Here is a 23,528-nt window from a genome sequence, read left to right as displayed (position 1 = left end):
CCCCCCCCCCCCCCCCCCCCCCCCCCCCCCCCCCCCCCCCCCCCCCCCCCCCCTTTTAGATGTGTATAAGAGACAGGCCTAAATATGGTCGTTCCCCTGCCATCTGTTACGTCTGCTAATTTTACCGCTGCTAATGCGGCGGCCAACATTCCGGCAGTTAAATTTAGCCTGAATGCTGCAGGGTGTGACGTTGGTGCGGTGAGTGCTTCAGTACTATTTGCCACTGGCGGCAGTGTTGATAGTACCAATGGAAACCTGAAAAATAATGTTTCTGGTGGTACGGATGCGCAAGTTCGTATTTATAAGGCAGATGGCACCACACCAATCAACCTGGCTAACTTTGGTGAGTCTGCGAGTAATATAGGAAAAATCACGGGTAAGAGCGTCGATATTGATTTTTATGCCAACTATTTTAGTAAAAGTGCTAAACCTACTGCTGGTGTGTTGAGAACCAGTATTCAGTACAGCATGCAATATCTGTAGTTTTTAACCCCCGGGGTTATTCCCGGGGTTCTTCTCAAAGGTTAATTATGAAGGCTTCATTATCTCTTTGCGGCATGGTGCTGCTAGGTATTTTTTCTTTTTTGCTAACCTCAAATGCCGCGAATTCAGCAGTGGCGATCGAGGGAATTCGCTTCATTTATCCTGCAAAAGCAAATGAAATAACCATAAAAATGGTAAATAAGGGAGACGCCCCATCGTTAATGCAACTGTGGGTGGATCGTGGTGACTCGACAGTATCGTTCCAGGACAGTGATGCTCCTTTTTTAATAACACCGCCAATTGTTCGTATTGATCCGAGAAATGGGCAGAGTGTGCGCCTGATTTTTACAGGAGAAGCATTGCCTCAAGATCGTGAGTCGCTTTTTTGGTTTAACGCACTAGAAATACCCCCAGTTAGTGCAGAACAGGATCGAAGTTCGTTACAGATCGCCGTACGCTCTCGTTTGAAACTGTTTTATCGCCCGAAAAATTTGGTTGGAGAAGCGGCGGATGCATCAAACCAAGTTAACTGGGGGGTTACTCCCTTGGCTAAAGGAGGGTATGTGTTACGTGGAAATAACCCAACGTCTTACTATATCACCTACCGCCAGCTTGTTTTGCAAATGGGGAATAAAAATTACAATCTTGGGTCGGGGATGATTGCTCCTTTCTCAAGTGAGGATTTTAATATTAAAGGAATGCATAACCATTCCGGACAGTTTCAGCTTACTTATCAACCTATGACTGACTATGGTGTTGGGGCAGAACAGACGTTGTCACTTCGCTGAGGTGTTATTGAAAAAGGATCTTTCAGATGTGCGATGCGATAAGAAAAAACTCGGTTGGTGATGGTAACCCCTTGTCCACGAGAACTTTCTCCCTTATTGCTTGGGCGACAATTGTCTTACCATGGATAATCTATGGTTTGGCATTTTTTCCGGCTGTTGCAGATACTGAAGTTCCAACCCGTTTTAATACGGATTTTCTAATTGACAAGAATGGTATAGCATTGGACTTGTCACGCTTTGAACGAGGTAATACGTTAACTCCTGGACGTTACAGGTTGGATATATATATCAACCAAAGGTCAGTTGGTATACAAGAAGTTATCCTTGGTAAGAATGAGAATGACGAACCGTACTTTTGCTTCAAGCCAGAAAGTATCGCCAGCTTGGGTATTGATAGACCTCTTGAGGAACAAGCAGGTGACCACTGTATTGACATCCAGAAATGGGTGCCATATAGCAAGGTTGAGTTTGAGCAGTCAAACCTAAGGCTTCAGGTCAGTATTCCTCAAGCTTATCTACGACAGTTTGACCAGCATTATGTTTCACCCGATAGGGCGGATGCAGGCGTGATGGCTGCGTTTATTGACTACAATACCAATGCCTGGCGAGCATCATCAAAAGGTCACATGCAGACGCAATATTATGCAGGGGTTAATACGGGGCTAAACTTATCACACTGGCGGTTACGCCATAATGGATTTTTTAACCAGAATTTAGGCTCAATGGGGGCGCAGAGGAAATATACTTCTATCAGTAGTTATTTACAGCGTGACGTCGCTGCCTTGAAAGCTCAATTAACGTTAGGTCAATATTATACTGCCCCAGATTTGTTTGATAGCATCGCTTACAGCGGCATTCAATTGGCCTCTGATGATCGTATGCTGCCAGATTCCCAGAGGGGGTTCGCTCCAACTATACACGGAACGGCAGAGACTAACGCGCAGATCACAGTACGACAGGGCGACAATATTCTATATAAAACCAGCGTGGCGCCAGGTCCTTTCGTGATTGATAAATTGTATGGCGGTGGTTATGCCGGAGATATGGCTGTGACCGTGACAGAAGCTGACGGTCGCCAATCCACGTTTACCGTTCCTTTTGCCACTGTCCCACAATTATTGCGGCCAGCGGTTGCACGGTACAACCTGGTATTCGGGAAATACCGTAATGATCGATTAAGTGATACGCCAGAATTTTTACAAGGTACCTATCAGCGTGGATTCTCTAACCTGTGGACGGGATATACGGGCGGCACGTTGTCGCAACATTATATGGCTGCACAGATGGGATTGGCACTGAGTACCGGATTGGGGGCGTTTGCTGTTGATGTCACTCAGTCGGACGCGACCATTCCTTTTGCTGGCAACCAGCAGCGAGCAAAAGGGCAAAGTTATCGTTTTACCTACAGTAAATTACTGGAACCGATACAAACAAACTTTACGGTCGCCAGCTATCGCTTCTCGAGTAAAGGGTATTACAGCTTTACCGATTATGCGCAATTGGCTGGCAGTACAGACAGTGATGTGGTGATCCCCGCTCGCCAGCGTAGCCGCGTGCAGGCCAATATTAGTCAAAGTCTGCCTGCGGGATTCGGGAGCCTCTATTTGAGTGGCTCGATACAGAACTATTGGACCGTTGATAAAGGCAGAGATATGACTTATCAGCTGGGTTACTCGAATGCGTTCGCCTGGGGAAGCTTTAATCTGTCAGCAGGCAGGAGCCGCACTGCTTATGGGGGGAACGAGACCCAATACATGCTGAACTTCTCGGTGCCACTGGGGCGTAGTGTGGGTTCTCCTTTCTTGACGACCTCGTTGGCGCATAGCGCATTGGGGGGCTGGAATGCGCAGACCGGAATTTCAGGTTCTCTGGGCGAAGAGGACCTACTCAGCTACGGCTCTTATGCCAGCCGCAGTTACAAGAACAATACCAATAGCTATGGGGGAAATGCTCAGTATCGGGCGAATAATGCCATATTGACGGCGAGCACTAGCCAAGGTAGCGGATATTCACAGTATGGCATTGGTGCCCTTGGAAGTGTTGTTATTCATCCTGGAGGGATCACACTGAGCCAAGCTCAGGGGGAAACCAAAGCCGTGGTTTCAGCATCAGGTGCTCATGGTGCGTCGTTACTCAATAGTAAAGGAGTGCGCATTGGCAGCCGTGGTTATGCCGTTACCGCTGGTTTGACGCCATATAGAGAGAATACGGTCATGCTGGAGCCGAAAGAAATTCCGGACAACATTGAGCTCAAAGTGACCGAACAAAGAATTGCACCGCGATATGGTGCCATCGTCATGCTGGATTACCCGACGATTTCAGGTAACCCAGTGTTGCTGGTATTGCGTGACGAGGCTGGCCACTTTCTGCCTTTAGGGGCTGAGGTTTTCGATCATCAGGGTAACAGCGTGACATTTGTTGGTCAGGGAAGCCGGGTGTTTATGCGTGCAACCGAGCCTCATGGGTATATTAAGATCCATTGGGGGCAGGGCCGCGATAGGCAATGCCAGGCTAACTATAGTTTACCGGTCCATATAAATGAGAAAAAAACTGATATTGTGCAATTGGTGGCGACCTGCAGGAGAATAGGATAAAAATATGGGGTTAATGAGGTTCGTTGGCATTTTTTTACTGTTGACCTGTGGTGGGCTGTTCCCTGGTGTGATGTTGGCTCAGGCTAGCCTAATTGTAGGTGGCACCAGGTTGATATATCAGGAAACGGCTAAGGAAATGACGGTACAGATCACTAATCCTGAGCTAACAGAAAAGTTGGCCCAGGCCTGGGTTGATGCCGGAGATCCCGATGTCTCTCCTGATAATGCAGAGGTTCCTTTTTTGATTATGCCCCCGTTAACTCGTATTAAAGGGCTGAGAACACATAGATTCCGGTTGGTGTTTACGCATCAGATAAAGCTACCAAAAGATAGGGAGTCTCTCTTCTGGTTTAATGTATTAGATATCCCGCCAATACGTAATATGCCAACTGATGGTTATCTTGAATTAGCCTACCGGACAAGGATTAAACTGTTTTATCGACCGTCTGGCCTCGCCAGCAGTGCAACTGATGCGGGAGATTCAGTTGTATGGAAAATGACAAAAAGCAATAAAGAATTTAGGCTAAAGGCGATTAATAATAGCCCATACTATGTATCTCTTAATCGTATTGTTCTGACGGATGCTGGAAAGCGTTACAGCTCTGAAGGTGAATTGATAGTGCCGAAGGGAAGTAGGGATTTTATATTTCCTGGGCTGTCGGCCTTTCTTTCTGACGAAGCCAGCATTGAGTATCAATGGATTGATGACTATGGCGAGATACATCAAAGGCGTGAAATGCTTGGGCGCTAGGAAACTACTTGAATTTACATGTTGGAATAGTCTTTATGAACAGAAATGTCTCCTATAAGAAAATAATTTATTCAATAACGTTGATTATGGCTGTGCTCATTCTGCAGCACTCGGCCTTGGCTAACTGTGCTTTTTCATCTGGCCAGGGATTACAAAGTTACACCATAAAATTAAGTTCACCTGATGTGATAAACGGTAATATCCTGTTGGCACGTGATAAGTTTAATCTGGGCACGGCAATTGCGTTTGGTGAAGAGTCCAATACCGTGACTAGAAATTATGCTGTTTGTTTAGGTAATAATGCCTATTCTTATTATGTCAGTGGAGCGCAGGGTACAACGGTCGGGGGATTAAGCAACGTATTTCCAACCAATATTCCGGGCGTGGGAATGCGTTTTTATTTGCGCGATAACACCGGGAAAAGCTATCGCTTTGGCAACCAGGGTGTGGGCGGAACAAGTAACGCCACCTATTGGGGGTGGGGGTTGAATGGGAATGTTTATTGGGGCGTAGAAATTGTCCCCACCGGGCCGATAACCAGTGGCATGTATGATGGTAGTTTAATGGCGGTATTCATTTTAGATAGATTGACGGTGCTTAATCTTCGGGTTGCCCCTTTTACTATCAGTGCCAGTAGTTGCAGTGCAACCACGACTCAGTCGGTTGTGAATCTCGGCAAATACGGTAAAAAAGATTTTACAATGCCGGGCAGTACGTCAGAAAAAAAACGTTTTTCCATCGAGTTAAGTGAATGTTCAGCCAGTGGATTATCAACCATTGCTTATACTTTAACTCCCCTTAACAACATTATTGATGCCAACCAGGCCGTTATGGGGATTAATACCATGAAGGGCGCAGCAAAAGGTATTGGGGTACAAATTTTGGATCACAACGGGGTTCCTGTGAGTTTCAACAACGTAACTAATGTATCTTCATTCGTGCCGGGTAGCCAGTCCGTGACCATTCCATTCCAGGCGGCAATGTATCGAACATCATCAGAACCGGTGGCTACAGGGATAGTTCGGTCACCGTTAACCTTTACCATGACGTATCGTTAATCGTTGTAATCAAAGACTCTCGTCGTATATAACGTCCCATAAACCTAACCATCTAATTGAACTTTAGCGTGTAAATTTTGTTACAGATGAATTTTGATGACAGGAGATTTTAGTGAATATTGAAATGGACTCTTCTTTTTTTAAAAAATGGTCTCCAAAAAATATTATTGTTTATGAAAAGAATTTATTTTCAAGGAACGCTATTGTTGATGCTGTAAAAAAAATCTATCCGGAAAGCAATGTGTTTTGCTTTGACTGCATGATTAAAACATTGAGATTTATTTTTTACGTGAATGATCCGCAGCATTCATCTCTGGTTATCGTCGAGTTTTCTGGAGATAAAAATTCGCCATTGTTATTCTTTAATGCCATGAGCTTGTATTTCCCATCTGACCAGAATAATACATTAAAAGTACTCATCTATACTGCCGTTGAAGATCGGTTTTTCATCTCATCGATGGCGGATTTTATCTCTGGTGGTATCGTGTTTAAGAGCGAATCTATTTTAGCGATGAAACATGTACTTTATGCTTTAAAATATGATAATCATGTGGTGTTGAGTGCGAAAGTCAGCAAGTTATTGGAGAATTATACTCCCCCAAAGTTATCCTATAATGAGTTACAAGGTTTTCTTTCGGAAATTGGTGAGCATCGATTATCATTGAGCTGTGGCAGGATTGACAGTAAATATAAAACATTCTACTCAAGGCGATATAGTGCGATAACCAAGATGGGGTATAAAAATGTCAGGCAATACACCCGCTACCTATCAAAAATAGTGGGTAAGCTGTCTGAATAAGAGTAATACTTGATATTTAGTAAAATCCGCCGCAACCCCTTGGCCAAATAAACTACCCTCTTATCGTTAACGCTCTCCTTGGAGAGCGTAGTTTCTTTCTGCAAGCGCCAAAGCATTTTGGTCTTTTTTTAATCACTAGTCAACCCTATTTCTACAACATCATTTGCCACCTTCCGCTACAATCGCCCTTTCGGATCTTTTAGGGTGAACTTGTCGTGCTGCTTCTGGTTATTACCACCATTTTATGGGCATTTTCTTTTAGCCTGATCGGCGAATACCTGGCAGGCAATGTCGACAGCTGGTTCTCGGTGCTGATGCGCGTTGGGCTGGCGGCGCTGGTGTTTCTGCCGTTCCTGCGCTGGCGCAATATCAAGCTGAAAGTGATCCTGCTGTATATGCTGGTGGGCGCCTTCCAGCTTGGCATCATGTATCTGATCAGCTTCCGTGCCTTTATCTATCTGACCGTGTCGGAATTCCTGCTGTTTACGGTGCTTACGCCGCTGTATATCACGCTGATTTACGATCTGATCAGCGGCCGCCGTCTGCGTTGGGGCTATCTGTTCAGCGCGTTGCTGGCCGTGTTGGGGGCGGCGATTATCCGCTACCACCAATTGAGCGATCACTTCTGGTGGGGGTTGCTGCTGGTGCAGGCGGCGAATATCAGTTTCGCCATCGGCATGGTGGGTTACAAACGCCTGATGGAAGTGCACCCGCTGCCGCAGCATACCGCATTTTCCTGGTTCTATCTGGGCGCGGCGGCAGTAGCGGTGGTCGCCTGGTTCCTGTGGGGTAATCCGAACCAACTGCCAACCACCAACCTGCAATGGGGCATTTTGGTCTGGCTGGGCGTGGTGGCTTCCGGGCTGGGCTACTTTATGTGGAATTACGGGGCGACACAGGTGGATGCCGGTACGCTGGGCATCATGAACAATATGCATGTGCCCGCAGGCCTGCTGGTTAATTTTGCTGTTTGGCATCAGCAACCGCACTGGGCCAGCTTTATTATCGGTGGCTCGGTGATTGTCGCTTCGCTATGGGTCCATCGCCGCTGGGTTGCGCCGAAAGCGGCTAGCCTCTAGCTCAAAGAGGCTAAGGATTGAGTGTCTGGCAGGCTGCCCATCGGCCTGGCGGCATCACGCACGAACGGCAGATGATCGCAGGCGTGCTGACGCGCCGAGCGGATAAAGGCTTCGGTGACCGTCTGGCGCTGCTCGCCGTCACGGGTGGCAGCATATAACCGGCTCCACAGGCCATCCCCGAGCGTCTTGGTGACCACCAGCCCCTGGCGCTCAAAACTCTCCACCACCCAGTGCGGTAACGCGGCGATCCCCATCCGGGCTGACACCATTTGAATCAATAACAGCGTGTTATCGACGTTTTTCAGCGCCGGGCTGACGCCTGCCGGTTGCAGGAAATGGCGCCAGATATCCAGCCGTTGGCGCTGCACCGGATAGATCATCAGCACTTCATCACTCAGGTCTGCCGGTTCAATGTGCGGCTTATTGGCCAGCGGGTGATCGGGGGCCAGGATCAGCCGGACTTCAAAGTCGAACATCGGCGAATAGTGCAGCCCGCTGCGCGGCAAGATATCCGAGGTCAACACCAGATCCAGTTCCCCTTGCTGCAAGGCAGGTTGCGGATCGAACGTCACGCCGGATTTGAAATCCATCACCACCTGCGGGAAATAAGAGCGGAAGTTGTCCAACGCCGGAGTCAGCCACTGAATACAGCTGTGGCATTCGATGGCGATGCGCAGCGTGGTTTGATGTGGCTCGTGGCAGGCTTGCAACGCCTGTTGGATCTGCGGCAATACCTGTTCTGCCAGCTGTAGCAGGATCTCCCCCTGAGCGGTAAAGCGCAGCGGCTGGCTTTTACGAACAAACAGCTTAAAGCCCAGACGCTGCTCCAGATCGCTGAACTGATGCGAAAGGGCTGACTGTGTCTGATGAAGCTGTGCGGCGGCGGCGGCCAGGGAGCCGGTATTACGCAGAGCCTGTAGGGTCCGTAAGTGTTTCAGTTCGATCATGAGAGTCCTTCACAGTGACAGTGAAAATATTGCGCTTGTGGATCATACAGTACCTGCGGATTATGGATGTGTAAACATCTGGACGGCTAAATGGGAAATATGACGATGACAATTCTAAATCACACACTGGGTTTTCCACGCGTTGGTCTGCGTCGTGAACTGAAAAAAGCGCAGGAAAGTTACTGGGCAGGTAATTCAACACAGGAAGAGCTGTTGGCGGTTGGCCGCGAGCTGCGCGCTCGTCACTGGCAACAACAACAGCAGGCCGGGGTGGATTTGGTGCCGGTTGGCGATTTCGCCTGGTACGATCACGTGCTGACCACCAGCCTGCTGCTGGGCAACGTCCCGGCGCGTCATCAAAACCAGGATGGCTCGATCGACCTCGATACCCTGTTCCGTATTGGCCGTGGCCGCGCACCCACCGGTGAACCTGCTGCGGCGGCGGAAATGACCAAATGGTTTAACACCAACTACCACTACATGGTGCCTGAGTTTACTCAAGGCCAGCAGTTCAAACTGGGCTGGACTCAACTGCTGGATGAAGTTGACGAAGCATTGGCGCTGGGTCACAAAATCAAGCCGGTGCTGTTGGGCCCGGTAACCTATCTGTGGCTGGGCAAGGTGAAGGGTGAGCAGTTCGACCGCCTGTCGCTGCTGAACGATATCCTGCCGGTCTACCAGCAAGTGCTGGCTGAACTGGCCAAACGCGGCATTGAGTGGGTACAGATCGACGAGCCTGCGCTGGTGCTGGAACTGCCTAACGCCTGGTTGGAGGCCTTTAAACCGGCTTACGCCGCGCTGCAAGGCCAGGTCAAACTGCTGCTGACTACCTATTTCGACAGCATTGGCCATAACCTAGACACCATCCGCGAACTGCCGGTGCAGGGGCTGCATGTGGATCTGGTCGCAGGCAAAGATGATGCCGCTGCCCTGAACAACGCGTTGCCGAAAGAGTGGGTGCTGTCGCTTGGGGTGATCAATGGCCGTAACGTCTGGCGTGCCGATGTGAGCAGCTGGTTTGAACGCCTTCAGCCGCTGGTCGGTAGCCGGCCGTTGTGGATTGGCACCTCGTGCTCACTGCTGCACAGCCCGATCGATCTGAGCGTGGAAAGCCGCCTGGACGAAGAAGTGAAAAGCTGGTTCGCCTTTGCACTGCAAAAATGTGCCGAGCTGGCGTTGTTGAGCTCAGCTCTGAATGCACCAGGGGCAGACAAACAAGCCAAACTGGATGCCTATAGCGCACCAATCCGCGCCCGCCGCCAATCCAGCCGTGTGCATAATGCACAGGTTGAAAAACGCTTGGCGGCTATCACTGCCAAAGACAGTGAACGTCAGCGCCCTTATGAACAACGTGCCCAGGCTCAGCGCGATCGCTTTAATCTGCCTGCCTGGCCAACCACCACCATCGGCTCCTTCCCGCAGACCACCGAAATCCGCGGCCTGCGCCTGGACTTCAAGCAGGGCCGTCTGGATGGTAGCAACTACCGCACCAGCATCGGCGAACATATCAAGCAGGCTATCGCCGAGCAGGAACGCCTGGGGCTGGACGTGCTGGTGCACGGCGAAGCCGAGCGTAACGACATGGTGGAATACTTCGGCGAGAACCTGGACGGCTTCGTGTTTACCCAAAATGGTTGGGTACAGAGCTACGGTTCCCGCTGCGTGAAACCACCGGTGATTATTGGCGATATCAGCCGCCCGGAAGCCATCACCGTAGAGTGGGCCAAATTTGCTCAATCGCTGACCGACAAGCCGGTAAAAGGCATGTTGACCGGCCCGGTGACCATTCTTTGCTGGTCCTTCCCGCGTGAAGATGTGACCCGTGAAGTGATCGCCAAGCAGATTGCGCTGGCACTGCGTGACGAAGTGGAAGACTTGGAGAAGGCCGGTATCGGTATTATCCAGATCGACGAGCCTGCACTGCGCGAAGGCCTGCCGTTGCGCCAGTCCGATTGGGCCGCATACCTCGACTGGGCGGTGGATGCCTTCAAACTGAACGCCGCCGTGGCGCAGGACGATACCCAGATCCACACCCACATGTGTTATTGCGAGTTCAACGACATCATGGATTCTATCGCGGCGCTGGATGCCGACGTGATCACCATCGAAACCTCTCGTTCCGATATGGATCTGCTGGAAGCGTTCAAAGAGTTCGACTATCCGAACGAAATCGGGCCGGGCGTTTACGACATCCACTCGCCGAACGTGCCAAGCGTAGAATGGATCGAAGCGCTGCTGCGTAAAGCGGCGCAGAACATCCCGGCGGAACGCTTGTGGGTCAACCCAGACTGCGGCCTGAAAACCCGTGGCTGGCCAGAAACCCGCCAGTCGCTGGCTAACATGGTGTTAGCGGCTCAGCGCCTGCGTGACCAGGTAGTCTGATCCACCACGATGTTTTTACTCAAGGGCGCTTCGGCGCCCTTTTCTTGTTCTACTCCCGCGTTTTCCTCGCCGCTATTGGTTATTATCAAGTCTCGTTGTCCACTTGGTTTGAAGGATTATTCCCGATGAAACACCCGCTGGTGGCCGTGTTGGCTCCGCTGCTCGATGATGGGCAGGGGATCCGGCAGGTTTATTTTGCCGGTAATCAACATCCGGCCCCGGAGCTGGCCTATCAGGTAGGCTTTCCGCGCCTTGAGCTGGTGGTGGACGGGGAGCAGGAAATGGAGTGGGAGGGCAGCCAGGGAGTGCGGCAACAGCAGACATTGCTGCCGGGGGATGTGCTGTTTGTCCCGGCGCATGGCTGGAACAGCCCGCGCTGGCAGCAACCGACGACTACGCTCAGCCTGTTGTTTGGCAAGCAGCAACTGGGCTATAGCCTGTTGGGCTGGGATGGGGAAAATACTCTGCCGTTGGGCAAGGATAACGTGGCGCGCCGTGGCCCGCGCGTGGGGTCGTTTATGTTGCAGGCACTTAACGAACTCTCCTGGCACCAGAGCGATCAGCCCACTGCGCGTTTCCTGGTGAAGGGCTTGCTTAGCCATGCGCTCGATCTGTTTGGCACCTCGGTGAGAACCGCCTCACGTAGTCAGGCGCTGTTTGATGCTGTGCGGGGTCACCTGGAGGAGCATTATCGCGAGCCGCTCACCCGTGAGTCGGTGGCCCAGGCATTTTATATCTCACCGAATTACCTTTCTCATCTGTTCCAGAAGGCTGGTGGCATCGGGTTTAACGAATATCTCAATCACGTGCGGCTGGAGCAGGCGAAGCACCTGCTTAAACGCTATGACATGAAGGTGAAAGAAGTGGCGCACGCCTGCGGGTTTGTCGACAGCAACTATTTCTGCCGCCTGTTTCGCAAGAACACCGAACGTTCCCCGTCGGAGTATCGCGGCCAGTATCACAGCGAGCTGTGCCCCTCACCCCAACCCTCTCCCACAGGGAGAGGGAGCTGATAGCCCCTGTTCTTTTGCAGGTAAAGAGGCCATCTCAGCAAACGCAATCGTCCCCTCATCCAAGGTGAGCCACTATAATTTCAGAGATATTCGATCGGTCCCCGCATCCAAGGTGAATCACTATAATTTCAGAGATACTCGATCGGTCCCCGCATCCAAGGTGAATCACTATAATTTCAGAGATATTCGATCGGTCCCCGCATCCAAGGTGAGTCACTATAATTTCAGAGATACTCGATGGGTCCCCGCATCCAAGGTGCATCACTATAATTTCAGAGATGCTCGATCGGTCCCCGCATCCAAGGTGAATCACTATAATTTCAGAGATACTCGATCGGTCCCCGCATCCAAGGTGAATCACTATAATTTCAGAGATACTCGATCGGTTCCCTCTCCTTGGGGAGAGGGTTAGGGTGAGGGGGCTAACACAGCAGTTAAACCACGCGGATATGCGTTTCCTGGGGTGAAGCGGCGGCCTTGCGTACCGCACTGAGCGCCTTTTCTGGCGTGCGTAGAAAGGTATTGATGCCGATCTGCACGCAGCGGTGATGTTCAAAACGCTCACTTTCCGCCAGCAGAATGTCGCTGATCAACAGCACCACGTCGGCCTGCGCCAGATCGTTCGCCGTCAGCGAATTTTCAATCCCCAATGCGCCCTGGGTTTCTACTTTGACCGGCCATTTCTCCTGCGCGCACAGTTTTTCCAGCCGCTCGGCAGCCATGTAGGTATGGGCGACCCCGCTGATACAGGCCGTTACCGCTACGAGTTTTATCGTCATGTCAGCCCCTTTGCTTCTGTTCAACCGCCAATGATCACTCGGTAACCTGCCTGTTGCGCCATCGCCTGCAAGGGAGCGATCTGTTGCTCTGTCGGGGCTGCTACGCCGCGCATGGCATATTCGCGCCCCAGCAGGGTATATTTCGCCTCGCCATACTGATGAAAAGGCAACAGGTGGATCTCTTGTAGCCCAAAAGGCGCCAGAAATGCCAGCACCTGCGCCATATTCTCCGTGCTCAAAGTGTAGCCGGGTATTAACGGCAGGCGTGGGATCAGGTTAACTCCGCGCTGCACCAGCGCAGTAAAGTTTGCCAGTACCCGTGGCAGATTGATGTTCAACTGATGTTTGGCGGCCTCGGCATCCATGATTTTCAGGTCGAACAGGATTTGATCGCAGTATTCTGCCAGGGCCAGCACTTGGGCCTGCGAGGCATCTCCGGCGGTTTCGACGGCGGTATTGATGCCCAACGCCTGCAAGCGCTGCAACAGCTGGGTGGCAAACTCGGCCTGCATCAGCACTTCTCCACCGGAAAGCGTCACCCCGCCGCCGGAAGTGCGATAAAACACCTCATCCTTGAGGATGTGCTGTAACAGCGCCTCCAGCGTGATGTTTTGCCCGATCAGTTCCATCGCCCCACTTGGGCACTCTTGTGCATCGTTCAGGCAGGGCTGGCAGCGCAGGCATTTGGCCTCGCGGCGTACGCGGTGGATCTTGCCCGACATCGACTCCGGGTTGGCACACCAAGGGCAGCTATGTGGGCAGCCTTTGAAAAATACCACGGTGCGGATGCCGTGGCCGTCGTTCAGCGAATAACGCTGAATATTGAAGATCCGGGCCTGCGGCTCTGCGGGTGTTGCCCGGGAAAACCCGGGCGTGATCAGGTTACAGTTGATGCGCTGTACGGCGGATGATATCATCTTGGATCTCCTTCGACAGCTCCACGAAGAATGCGCTATAGCCGGCAACACGCACCACCAGCCCGGCGAAGTCCTGTGGCCTGGCCTGCGCTTCCTTCAGCGTTTCGGCATTCACCACGTTGAACTGCACGTGCTGTAGCTTGAGCTTGGTAAAGGCTCCGAGGAAGTCTGCCAACTTGTTCAGCCCTTGCTGACCTTCCAGCGTGCTTGGGGTGAATTTTACGTTCAGCAGCGTACCGTTGGAGAGCAGGTAGTTATCCAGCTTGCTCACCGATTTGAGTACCGCCGTCGGCCCCTGGCCATCCTGGCCGAGCATGGGTGATAGCCCACCATCCGCCAGTTGTTCCCCCGCATAGCGCCCGTCTGGCGTAGCACCCACCACCGCACCCAATGGCACGTGGGCAGAAACGGTATAAGAGCCGGGGGTAAATTGGCCGCCACGCGGGTTACGGTACTGTTCCACCTCTTTGCAGTAAAATCGCAGCAGATCGGCGCTGATCAGGTCAACTTCGTCGATATCATTGCCGTATTTGTCAAAGCGGTTAATCAGCCGTGCGCGGATCTTTTCCCCTTCCGGCGTGGCGAAGTTGGCCTTCAGCGTGGCCAGCAGTTCATCAAAGCTCAGGCGCTGTTGATCGAACACCAGGCCTTTCAGGGCAAACAGCGAATCGCTCAGGTTGGCGATGCCGATGCCTTGTACCCCGGAGAAGTTGTAGCGTGCGCCGCCTTCGGTGATGTCTTTGCCGTGTTGCAGGCAGTCATCGATAAAGGAAGACAGCAGCGGCACCGGTGCCCAGTCGCGGTGGCCGATATCGCAGATGTTGCTGCCTTCGGCCATCAGCCGGACGTAATGGCGAATTTTTTCGCGAATTTGATCCAGCAATTGCGGATAGGTGAGGCTAGCGTTGCCTTCGTTATCCAGCAGCGTCAGCTCCATCACTTTCAGCAGGTTGAACATGGCAATGTCGTGCAGGCCGTAGGTACGCCCTGGGATCGACAGCTCAACACAGCCCACCACCGCATAATCGCGCGCATCTTCCAGTGAGACACCACGGTTCAGGAATGCTGGCACCACCACTTCATCGTTAAAGATTTGCGGAATACCGGTGCCGAGGCGGATGGTTTCGGCGGTTTTCAGCAGGAATGGCCGATCGATAAACTCATTGACCCGCACGCCCAGGTTCGGCTGTGGCAGGCGGATATTCTGGTACGCATCCAGGCACAGGAACGACAACACGTTTACCGCGCTGCGGCCGGTTTCCGTCAAGCCGCCCAGCAAGATGGTGTAGCCGGTAGGGAAACCCGCGAAATAACGTGCGCTGGAGGTGGAGCGCAGTAGTACGATGTCGTTGCATTTCACCCACAGGCTTTCCAGCAACTCCTTCAGGAAGGCCGGATCCTGCCCCTGATTGAGGGAGGCTTGATAAAACGGCAGCATGTACTGATCGAAGCGGCCCAGCGACAGTGAGCTGGCGTTGGATTCATACTGCAAAATGATGTTCATATACCAGAACAGCTGGCACGCCTGGTAGAAATCCTGCGGCTTGTGGTGGGCGTTGTGGCTGGAGATCTCGGCGATGCGCAGCAGCTCGGCGCGGCGAGTCTCATCGCTGCATTGCTCCGCCATTTGGCGTGCCAGGCTGGCATAGCGCAGGATATGGCGCTGTGAGGCTTGTAACAGCAACAATGCTGCGGCATAGAACGCGTTGTCTGGCTGCTGCTCCGCATGGCTTTGCAGTTCGGCTAGCAGGCTATCCAGGCCGTTATTCAGCAGGCGCGGGTAATCGATGATGATATGCCCCTGGCCCTTGTCCGTCTGGTTGACGCTGAAAATCTGGGTCTGGGTGGCGGTTTTAACCTCCTCTGACATCTGGCCGTTGATGAAATCCTTCATCGAACGCTTTTCCCAATAAGGGTAAAGCTGCTCGCGATACACCTGTTTGTCCGCTTCGGAAATGGCAAAGCGATCCTGCGGACGCGTTGGGAAAGCATCCAGCTCTTTCAGCAGCCAGTAAGGGTCCATCTCTGGCGACACGATCCCGGCACGCGGCTTCACCGTACGGTTACCGGCAATCAGCTCATCTTCCCGCAGGGTGATCGCTACGTGGTCGAGAATATAGGCGGTTGCCTTGGCACGGCGGATGATGGTGGGTTCTCCCTCGGTCTGCCGGTGGCTGGCGGTATAGAGCAGTGCGCGCTCAAGTGAAATTTCGCGCGGGGCGGAGAACAAGGCGGCTTTTAGACGTTCGATCCGGGAGAGCATCACATTTTCCTTTTGTGCGGTAATGAGGGCGGGAAAACCCGGCACGTCGTGCCGGGCTGGCTCTTTGGTTAGGCCTTTTGCGCTAAATGGGCGGCAATCTTCTCCATGATGGCATCGGCACGTTTTACCGCATCGCTGATGGCCACGCGCACCACGGTTTTCCCTTTAAAGCGTTCTTCAAACTTGATACCGATATCCTTGGTCAGGATCACCACGTCGGCGGCGGCCACGTCTTCGGCCGTCAGTTCGTTTTCCAGGCCGATGGAGCCTTGGGTTTCCACCTTGCACTGCCAGCCTTGAGCTTTGGCGGAGCGCTCGATGGCCTCGGCAGCCATGTAGGTATGGGCAACGCCAGATGGGCAAGCGGTTACAGCGATAATCATGGTCATATTCAATTCCTCAACGTTATCCGTCGTCTCTCAAGACGTAGCCTGAGAGCGTATTTATTCAGTTAATTTCGAAATCCAGATCCAGATCGTTTTCCTGTGTGGCCTTGTTGGCCTGTTTCTTGGCGGCAAAGCTTTTCAGCAGGTTAACCAGCAGGGCGGTGACCACCATGCCCACCAGCAGCGCGGCTACGTAACCCAGCTTGCCTTCAACTACCGGCAGCACAATCAGACCACCCCAACCGGCGTAGCACTGTGCACCCACCAACGCGGCGGTCACGGCGGCACAGGCAGAACCGATCATGATGGAAGGGATCACGCGCAGCGGATCGGCGGCGGCGAACGGGATAGCCCCTTCAGTAACGCCGACGCAGCCCATCAGCAGCGCGGCTTTACCCGCTTCACGCTCTTCCGGGGTGTAGTATTTGCGGCCAATCAGCGTGGCGAATCCCAGGCCGAGCGGCGGGGTGGCGATGGCAACGGCCGCGATGGCGACCACCGAGTACACGCCCTGAGCAACGCAGATCAGCATAAAGGCGTAGGCCACCTTGTTAACCGGTCCACCCATGTCAAACGCCAACATCAGGCCCATGATGATGGCCAGCACTACGATGCTGCCCTGCTGCATACCTTGCAGCCAGTGGGTCAGGCCGTTGGTCAGCGCCCCAACCGGTTCGCCCAGGCCCCACATCATGATGCCTGCGGTAAGCAGGGTGCCGATGATGGGGATCACGAAGATCGGCATCACCGAGCGCAGGATCTTCGGCACCGGGATCTTCTTGAGGTAGAACACAATAATGCCGCCCAGCAGGCCAGCGATGATCGCCCCGAAGAAGCCAGCCCCGAAGGACGCGCCCACCCAGGCCCCAATCGCCGAGGGAGCCAGCGCGGAGCGATCCGAGATGGAGTAGCCGATATAGGCCGCCAGGAAAGGCACCATCAACGTCAATCCGGCCACGCCGATATCGAACAGTTTTTTCAGGTTAGGGTCCGTCGCCGCATCGGGGACTGCCCCTTTGCCATACAGCATCACGGAGATGGCCAGCAAAATGCCGCCGGCGACCACAAACGGGATCATATGGGAGACGCCGGTCATCAAGTGCTGGCGCGTGTTTCTTAGAATATTGAGTAGCTCTTTCATCGTTCACTCCCTGGCCGCGACCAGCGTGCTTCTGAGATAAAACCACCGGGGAATGACCCCTGATGGATAAAGGTTGTTGGCTATCACAATAGGCATCTGGCGGTACTATCAACAGTGGATAAAATTGCCATTTACTGGATTTTTGTATTGTCAGGAGAAAAGTGCGATCTAACTCAAAGTGTGCGACAGAATAAACCGGGCTTGTGGAGACGGGCTTTGTGAGCGGTATCGCATTTATGCCGTCAGGATACATTTGTCCAGTGTTTGACATTTTTATCCGATAGCCCTGGGCCGCGCTGCGCTTTTATCCTTGTGGCAAACCGGTGTTGTTCACCGCTGCTTTGGTATGAGGAAAGAGTGATGGCGAAAATAGTGACGTTTACCTGCGTGCTGCCCAACGGGGTACATGCCCGCCCAGCCAGCCATATCGAAACCCTGTGCAACGGTTTCCGTTCCCGCGTTGAATGGCACAACTCACGTAGCGGCCTGCGTGGCGACGGTAAAAGCGTGTTGTCACTGATCGGTACCGATACTTTGCTGGGCGATGAATGCCGCATCACCATCGAAGGGGAAGATGAACAGGCGGCGTTTGAGCGCCTGAGCCAGTTTATCCAACATGAATTCCCGCACTGCGACGAAGCACTGCCGCAAGTGGATGACCAGGCGGAGCAGGAACCTATCCCGCAGTCTCTGGCTAACCTGAACCCAACGCTGGTGCGCGCTCGCTCCGTCAACCAAGGCACCGCTAATGGCAAACTGGTGCATCTGGCGAGGGTGGATTTAAACGCCCTGACGTTGCCGCCTACGCAATCTGTTGAGCAGGAGCAGCAGCAACTGGCCGAAGGGTTGACGCGCTTTGGCAAGGCGCTGGATCTGCAACTGATGGGCGGTAACGGCACCACCACGGCGGTGCTGGAAGCACATCGCTCCTTGCTGCGTGACGGCGCATTCCGCCAGCACCTGCTTGATGGTGTGCTGGCAGGGGAAAGCTGTGCCGCCGCCATTGTGGCCACTGCAGCCCACTTCAGCCAGCAACTGGCACAGTCTGCCAGTGCCTATCTGCGCGAGCGTGAACTGGATATTCGTGATGTCAGCTTCCAGCTGTTACAGCAAATTTATGGCGAGCAGCGCTTCCCGGCGCAGCAGGCACTGAATGTTGACAGCATTTGCATCACCGATGAGCTGACCCCGAGCCAATTCCTGGAGCTGGACAAGCGTTATTTGAAAGGCCTGCTGCTGGGCAGCGGCGGTAGCACCTCGCATACGGTGATCCTGGCTCGCTCCTTTAACATTCCAACTCTGGTTGGCGTCGATGCCGCCGCAATGCTGCCATATTTGAATCAATCGGTGCAGATCGACGGCGATCTTGGGCTGGTGGCTTGCGATCTCAGCGAACCGGTTCGTCGTTACTATCAGCAGGAGCAGTGGCTGAGCGAGCAGATCCGCAGCCAGCAAAGTGCCTATCTCGATCAACCGGGGCGCACGGCCGACGGTGTGCGGATGGAAGTTGCCGCCAATATCGCCCATGCAGTAGAAGCAGAGGCGGCCTTCAGCAACGGTGCAGAGGCAGTAGGCCTGTTCCGTACCGAAATGCTGTATATGGATCGCCTGACTGCGCCTTCCGAAGATGAGCTTTACAACATTTACTGTCAGGCAGTGGAAGCCGCCGCAGGCAAGACGATCATCGTGCGCACCATGGATATCGGTGGCGACAAGCCGGTGGATTATCTGAACATCCCGGCCGAAAATAACCCGTTCCTTGGTTACCGGGCGGTGCGTATCTATCAGGAGTTTCTGCCGCTATTTCGTACCCAGTTGCGCTCGATCCTGCGCGCTTCGGCACACGGTCCGCTGAAGATCATGATCCCGATGATCTCCTCGATGGAAGAGATCTTGTGGGTGAAAGATCAACTGGCCGAAGTGAAGCAATCGCTGCGTGCCGGGCAGATCCCGTTCGACGAAAAAATCCCGCTCGGCATCATGCTGGAAGTGCCTTCGGTGCTGTTTATCATCGACCAGTGCTGTGAGGAGATCGACTTCTTCAGTATCGGCAGCAACGACCTGACGCAGTACCTGCTGGCGGTGGACCGTGATAATGCCAAGGTCATCAAGCACTACAACAGCCTGAACCCAGCGTTCCTGCGTGGGTTGGATCATGCCGTGCGTGAAGTGCACCGCCACGGTAAATGGATCGGCCTGTGTGGCGAGCTGGGAGCGAAAGGTTCTGTGTTGCCACTGCTAGTGGGGATGGGGCTGGATGAGATCAGCATGAGCGCGCCTTCCATTGCCGCCACCAAAACCCGCCTGGCCAAGTTGGATAGCCGCGAATGTCGTTTACTGCTCAACCGGGCCATGGCCTGCCGTACGTCGCTGGAAGTTGAGCACCTGCTGGCCCAGTTCCGCATGGAGCAAAGCGATGCGCCGCTGATCACGCCGGACTGCATTGCCCTGGGGGCCGATTGGCGTAGCAAAGAAGAGGTGATCAAAGGGATGGCGGATAACCTGCTGCTGGCCGGCCGCTGCCGTTACCCACGTAATCTTGCCGCCGATTTGTGGGCGCGTGAGGCGGTATTCTCCACCGGGCTGGGTTTCGGTTTTGCCATTCCACATACCAAATCTGAACATATTGAACAGTCCACCATCAGCGTGGCCAAGCTGGCGCAGCCGGTCGTCTGGGGGGATGAAGAGGCGCAGTTCGTGATCATGCTGACCCTTAATAAACATGCCGCCGGGGACCAGCATATGCGGATTTTCTCCAAGCTGGCGCGGCGCATCATGCATGAGGGTTTCCGTGACGCACTGGTGAACGCAGTGTCTGCCCAACAGGTAGAAGCGTTGCTGAAACAAGAGCTTGAACTGTAATCCATTTTTGGGCGCTGCGGCGCCCTTCATTTTTAGCCTTGAGGAGCAACTATGGAACTCTATCTGGATACTGCCGACATCAATGCGGTGAAACGCCTGGCACGTGTGTTGCCGTTGCAAGGGGTGACAACTAACCCGAGCATTGTGGCTGCGTCACGCACGTCGCTATGGGAAGTGCTGCCTGCTTTACGCGATATCATCGGTGGCGAAGGAAAATTGTTTGCCCAGGTGATGGCGGCCACGGCCGAGCAGATGGTTGAAGAGGCGGTGATGCTTCACCGGCGTGTTCCTGGCCTGGTGGTGAAAGTGCCGGTGACGGGGGAAGGGCTGGCAGCGATCAAAATCCTGAGCGGCATGGCTGTTCCAACGTTGGGGACGGCGGTGTATGGGGCGGCGCAGGGGCTGCTTTCTGTCTTGGCAGGGGCGGAGTACGTGGCTCCTTACGTCAACCGCGTGGATGCCCAGGGCGGCAATGGTATTGCTACCGTGCAGGAGTTGCAGCACTTGTTAGAACTGCACGCTCCGCAGGCCAAGGTGCTGGCCGCCAGCTTCAAGACTCCGCGTCAGGCGCTGGAGTGCCTGTTGGCAGGTTGTGAAGCTATTACCTTGCCGGTAGATGTCGCAGAGCAGTTTATCAGCGCACCGGCGGTGCAGGCGGCGGTTGAGAAGTTCGAGCACGATTGGCACAGTGCGTTTGGCACTTTGTCACTGAACTAAGAGAAGATGCCCCTCACCCTAGCCCTCTCCCACAGGGAGAGGGGACCGAAAGTGCCACAGTTTGATTATGGTTTTCGTCCTCGGCATCAATCCTGCCACAGATTACCACCAGCACCTGAACTCGGCTCCGGACTGGCTCCCTCTCCCCGCCTCCGTGTTCATGTAGCCCCGGTCTTTACATCGGAAGGGGACCGAAAGTGCCACCACAGTTTGATTATGGTTTTCGTCCTCGGCATCAATCCTGCTACAGATTACCACCAGTACCTGAACTCGGCTCCGGACTGGCTCCCTCTCCCCGACCCCGTGTTCAAGAAGCCTCGGTCTTTACATCGGAAGGGGACCGAAAGTGCCACAGTTTGATTATGTTTTTCGTCCTCGGCATCAATCCTGCCACAGATTACCACCAGCACCTGAACTCGGCTCCGGACTGGCTCCCTCTCCCCGCCTCCGTGTTCATGTAGCCCCCTGATCTTTACATCGGGAGAGGGGTGGGGTGAGGGGATATTGGTGACAAGCATCAGGGGCACTTGCTGCCCCTGAAACTGCTGATATTCCTCACCCAACTTGGCATGTAGGGATGCGCCCCTCTATTTCACACCATGCTGGCTGAACCAGGCCAACATGCGCTGCCATCCGTCGGTGGAAGCCTCCGCGTTATAGCTTGGCCGGTAATCGGCGTGGAAAGCATGCCCCGCTTCTGGATACACCACGATTTCCGCATCGGCATTGGCCGCACGGATCGCCTGGCGCATGGTTTCCACCGTATCCAGCGGAATGCCGCCGTCTTGTCCACCGTATAGCCCAAGCACCGGCGCCGAAAGATCGGTCGCGATATCAACCGGATGCTTCGGCGAATTCAAGGTTTTCTCCCCCACCAGCTTGCCGTACCAGGCCACTGCCGCCTTCAGCTGCGGATTATGCGCGGCATACAGCCAGGTGATGCGGCCGCCCCAGCAGAAACCGGTGATCGCCAACCTGCTGGCATCGCCGCCGTGGCGCGTTGCCCAGTGCGCAGCGTGATCCAGATCGGCCAATACCTGGCTGTCTGGCACCTTGCTGACCAGCTTTTGCATCAGCTCGCTGATTTCGCTGTACTCTCTGGCATCGCCCTGGCGGAAATAGAGTTCTGGAGCGATGGCCAGATAGCCCTGCTTAGCCAAGCGGCGACACAGATCCTGAATGTGTTCATGCACGCCAAAAATTTCCTGCACGACCAGCACAATTGGGAACGGCCCTTGATGATGGGCCGGTTTGGCGATATAGGCTGGCAGATCGTCCCCCTGCGAAGGGATGGTGGTTTCCCCCACGTGTATATCCTGCACATCGGTCAGAATGGTTGAGGTGGCCAACGGTGCGACGGCCGGGGTAAATCCCCCTTTGGCCTGTTTTAACGTTATTTGTTGTTCTGTTTTCATTGATTGCAGGCTCCATGCGTTAGAGAAAAAGCGCGGCAGTTAACTATAGGCAGATTAGCGCTTATTAGCACAGCATGGCGAATTTTCGCTCAGGATAGCAATGACTGCTCAGGCAGCAACTTGGTATAAACTGAGTGGAGATTAAGCGTGCTAGGGTTTTTTATGTGATTTAAATCACAAAAATAATGTAGATGAATTTCTGCTTCTTTATTCAAGGTGATGATCATCACGAAATTTAACAGCGATTGTCAGTAGAATCTCTGTTTGTTCCTCCCAAAAACCGTATCCATGAGGAGTCCCCCATGTCTCAGTCTGACGTTTTCCACCTCGGTCTCACTAAAAACGATCTGCAAGGCGCTACATTGGCCATCGTCCCTGGCGATCCGCAGCGTGTTGAGAAAATTGCCAAGCTGATGGAAAACCCGGTTCACCTGGCTTCCCACCGCGAATTTACCTCTTGGCGTGCAGAACTGGATGGCAAGGCAGTGATCGTGTGCTCAACCGGTATCGGTGGCCCGTCTACCTCTATTGCCGTTGAAGAGTTGGCACAGCTGGGCATCCGTACCTTCCTGCGTATCGGCACGACCGGTGCCATTCAGGCCAATATCAACGTGGGCGACGTGCTGGTGACAACTGCAGCTGTGCGCCTCGACGGTGCCAGCTTGCACTTTGCCCCAATGGAATTCCCGGCAGTGGCGGACTTTGCCTGTACCACTGCGCTGGTTGAAGCCGCCAAGGCCAGCGGTGCTACCACGCATATCGGCGTGACCGCCTCTTCCGATACCTTCTATCCAGGCCAGGAACGTTACGACACCTATTCCGGCCGTGTGGTCAGCCGCTTTAAGGGCTCGATGGAAGAGTGGCAGTCGATGGGCGTGATGAACTATGAAATGGAATCCGCCACCCTGCTGACCATGTGCGCCAGCCAGGGCCTGCGTGCGGGGATGGTTGCCGGTGTGATCGTTAACCGCACCCAGCAAGAGATCCCGAATGCGGAAACCATGAAGAAGACTGAAAGCCAGGCGGTGCAAATCGTCGTTGAGGCTGCTCGCCGTCTGCTGTAATCCAAATCCTCGTTAAAAGCGGGCCGTTTGACGGCCCGTTTCCCCTTCTGTTACGGTTATCCCCCTCTGCGTCATGCTGCTGGCCTTCTG

General features: G+C 53.7%; 19 protein-coding genes. 12 read left to right on the top strand and 7 right to left on the bottom strand.

Going from position 1 to position 23,528, the window contains the following annotated elements; all coding sequences use genetic code 11:
- The first annotated feature begins 84 nt into the window (after positions 1-84).
- The 7 genes from JHD74_RS18125 to JHD74_RS18095 all read left to right on the top strand — a co-directional run bounded on the left by JHD74_RS18125 (position 85) and on the right by JHD74_RS18095 (position 7,552).
- Positions 85-483, top strand: a complete 399-nt coding sequence (locus JHD74_RS18125) for a fimbrial protein (RefSeq protein ID WP_304621708.1) — start codon at positions 85-87, stop codon at positions 481-483.
- A gap of 47 nt (positions 484-530) precedes the next feature.
- Positions 531-1,271 (top strand): molecular chaperone, encoded by a 741-nt coding sequence (locus tag JHD74_RS18120; protein ID WP_024531209.1) that lies wholly within the window; start codon positions 531-533, stop codon positions 1,269-1,271.
- Between the two features lie 26 nt (positions 1,272-1,297).
- Positions 1,298-3,865: a fimbria/pilus outer membrane usher protein gene (locus tag JHD74_RS18115; RefSeq protein ID WP_199063217.1), complete on the top strand. Its 2,568-nt coding sequence runs from the start codon at positions 1,298-1,300 to the stop codon at positions 3,863-3,865.
- 4 nt (positions 3,866-3,869) lie between these two features.
- Positions 3,870-4,616, top strand: a complete 747-nt coding sequence (locus JHD74_RS18110) for a fimbria/pilus periplasmic chaperone (protein WP_024531207.1) — start codon at positions 3,870-3,872, stop codon at positions 4,614-4,616.
- A 35-nt stretch (positions 4,617-4,651) separates the two neighbouring features.
- Entirely contained in the window at positions 4,652-5,674 is a 1,023-nt protein-coding gene (locus JHD74_RS18105; RefSeq protein ID WP_024531206.1) for a fimbrial protein, read from the top strand.
- Between the two features lie 112 nt (positions 5,675-5,786).
- Positions 5,787-6,473 (top strand): hypothetical protein, encoded by a 687-nt coding sequence (locus JHD74_RS18100; protein WP_024531205.1) that lies wholly within the window; start codon positions 5,787-5,789, stop codon positions 6,471-6,473.
- A gap of 215 nt (positions 6,474-6,688) precedes the next feature.
- Positions 6,689-7,552, top strand: a complete 864-nt coding sequence (locus JHD74_RS18095) for a carboxylate/amino acid/amine transporter (protein ID WP_024531204.1) — start codon at positions 6,689-6,691, stop codon at positions 7,550-7,552.
- On the opposite strand, the gene metR is transcribed toward JHD74_RS18095, so the two are convergent.
- Positions 7,549-8,499: an HTH-type transcriptional regulator MetR gene (gene metR / locus JHD74_RS18090; protein ID WP_024531203.1), complete on the bottom strand. Its 951-nt coding sequence runs from the start codon at positions 8,497-8,499 to the stop codon at positions 7,549-7,551. The genes JHD74_RS18095 and metR overlap by 4 nt on opposite strands.
- Positions 8,500-8,604: 105 nt before the next feature.
- On the opposite strand from metR, the gene metE reads away from it, so the two are divergent.
- Together metE and JHD74_RS18080 are read left to right on the top strand one after the other, a co-directional pair.
- Positions 8,605-10,881, top strand: a complete 2,277-nt coding sequence (metE, locus tag JHD74_RS18085; RefSeq protein WP_199063216.1) for a 5-methyltetrahydropteroyltriglutamate--homocysteine S-methyltransferase — start codon at positions 8,605-8,607, stop codon at positions 10,879-10,881.
- Positions 10,882-11,006: 125 nt separating this feature from the next.
- Positions 11,007-11,894, top strand: coding sequence for an AraC family transcriptional regulator (locus tag JHD74_RS18080; protein WP_024531201.1), 888 nt, complete (start codon positions 11,007-11,009; stop codon positions 11,892-11,894).
- A gap of 434 nt (positions 11,895-12,328) precedes the next feature.
- Here JHD74_RS18080 and JHD74_RS18075 read toward each other — a convergent pair whose 3' ends face one another.
- The 5 genes from JHD74_RS18075 to JHD74_RS18055 form a co-directional block, all read right to left on the bottom strand.
- Positions 12,329-12,673, bottom strand: coding sequence for a PTS fructose-like transporter subunit IIB (locus tag JHD74_RS18075; protein WP_024531123.1), 345 nt, complete (start codon positions 12,671-12,673; stop codon positions 12,329-12,331).
- A gap of 20 nt (positions 12,674-12,693) precedes the next feature.
- Positions 12,694-13,590, bottom strand: a complete 897-nt coding sequence (locus JHD74_RS18070) for a [formate-C-acetyltransferase]-activating enzyme (RefSeq protein WP_199063215.1) — start codon at positions 13,588-13,590, stop codon at positions 12,694-12,696.
- Positions 13,556-15,853 (bottom strand): formate C-acetyltransferase, encoded by a 2,298-nt coding sequence (locus JHD74_RS18065; protein ID WP_199063214.1) that lies wholly within the window; start codon positions 15,851-15,853, stop codon positions 13,556-13,558. The genes JHD74_RS18070 and JHD74_RS18065 overlap by 35 nt, the downstream gene beginning before the upstream one ends.
- 68 nt (positions 15,854-15,921) lie before the next feature.
- Positions 15,922-16,242, bottom strand: coding sequence for a PTS fructose-like transporter subunit IIB (locus JHD74_RS18060; RefSeq protein WP_021181481.1), 321 nt, complete (start codon positions 16,240-16,242; stop codon positions 15,922-15,924).
- A gap of 58 nt (positions 16,243-16,300) precedes the next feature.
- Positions 16,301-17,380: a PTS fructose transporter subunit EIIC gene (locus JHD74_RS18055; protein WP_024531120.1), complete on the bottom strand. Its 1,080-nt coding sequence runs from the start codon at positions 17,378-17,380 to the stop codon at positions 16,301-16,303.
- Positions 17,381-17,740: 360 nt separating this feature from the next.
- On the opposite strand from JHD74_RS18055, the gene ptsP reads away from it, so the two are divergent.
- Both ptsP and fsa read left to right on the top strand, forming a co-directional pair.
- On the top strand, positions 17,741-20,242 hold the full coding sequence (ptsP, locus tag JHD74_RS18050) for a phosphoenolpyruvate--protein phosphotransferase (RefSeq protein WP_199063213.1): 2,502 nt from the start codon (positions 17,741-17,743) through the stop codon (positions 20,240-20,242).
- 51 nt (positions 20,243-20,293) lie between these two features.
- A complete protein-coding gene (gene fsa / locus JHD74_RS18045; RefSeq protein WP_024531118.1) occupies positions 20,294-20,959 on the top strand; it encodes a fructose-6-phosphate aldolase in 666 nt (221 codons plus the stop codon).
- 587 nt (positions 20,960-21,546) lie between these two features.
- On the opposite strand, the gene JHD74_RS18040 is transcribed toward fsa, so the two are convergent.
- Positions 21,547-22,374, bottom strand: coding sequence for a dienelactone hydrolase family protein (locus JHD74_RS18040; protein WP_024531116.1), 828 nt, complete (start codon positions 22,372-22,374; stop codon positions 21,547-21,549).
- Positions 22,375-22,676: 302 nt separating this feature from the next.
- Between JHD74_RS18040 and udp the strand changes: the two genes are divergently transcribed.
- Entirely contained in the window at positions 22,677-23,438 is a 762-nt protein-coding gene (gene udp, locus JHD74_RS18035) for a uridine phosphorylase (RefSeq protein WP_024531115.1), read from the top strand.
- Positions 23,439-23,528: the final 90 nt, after the last annotated feature.

The organism is Serratia sp. ASV30, assembly GCF_016428815.1.
GTDB classification, from domain to species: domain Bacteria; phylum Pseudomonadota; class Gammaproteobacteria; order Enterobacterales; family Enterobacteriaceae; genus Chania; species Chania fonticola_C.
The sequence above is the reverse complement of the archived record's forward strand: the minus strand, read 5'-3'. Positions and strand labels throughout refer to the sequence as shown.